The organism is Methylorubrum zatmanii (assembly GCF_014845115.1).
GTDB lineage: Bacteria > Pseudomonadota > Alphaproteobacteria > Rhizobiales > Beijerinckiaceae > Methylobacterium > Methylobacterium zatmanii.
In genome coordinates this window covers 1-703 of record NZ_NKUI01000331.1, presented here as the reverse complement: position 1 = coordinate 703, position 703 = coordinate 1, and the positions used below count along the sequence as shown (strand labels likewise).

Here is a 703-nt window from a genome sequence, read left to right as displayed (position 1 = left end):
CTTCGCCGACCTTGACGATGCCGCGCTCGACGCGGCCGGTCACCACCGTGCCGCGGCCCGAGATCGAGAACACGTCCTCGATCGGCATCAGGAACGGCATGTCGATCGGGCGCTCCGGCTGCGGGATGTAGGCATCCACGGTCGCCATCAGGGCCAGAACGGCGTCACGGCCGATCTTCGGCTCCTTGTCCTCGAGCGCCATCAGGGCCGAGCCCTTGGTGATCGGGATGTCGTCGCCGGGGAAGTCGTACTTCGAGAGCAGCTCGCGCACCTCGAGCTCGACCAGCTCCAGGAGCTCCTCGTCGTCGACCATGTCGACCTTATTGAGGAACACCACCAGCGCCGGCACGCCGACCTGACGGGCCAGCAGGATGTGCTCGCGGGTCTGCGGCATCGGGCCGTCGGCGGCCGAGACCACCAGGATCGCGCCGTCCATCTGGGCGGCGCCGGTGATCATGTTCTTCACGTAGTCGGCGTGGCCGGGGCAGTCGACGTGGGCGTAGTGGCGGTTCTGGGTCTCGTACTCGACGTGGGCGGTCGAGATCGTGATGCCGCGCGCCTTCTCCTCCGGCGCCTTGTCGATCTGGTCGTAGGCCGTGAAGGTGGCGCCGCCGGACTCGGCCAGAACCTTCGTGATCGCCGCCGTCAGCGACGTCTTGCCGTGATCGACGTGCCCGATCGTGCCGATGTTGCAGTGCGGCTT

At 67.6% G+C, this 703-nt stretch carries 1 protein-coding gene; it reads right to left on the bottom strand.

The window, feature by feature from the left end:
- On the bottom strand, positions 1–703 hold a 703-nt coding region (locus MZTS_RS24425; protein ID WP_192285903.1), incomplete at both ends, for a GTP-binding protein.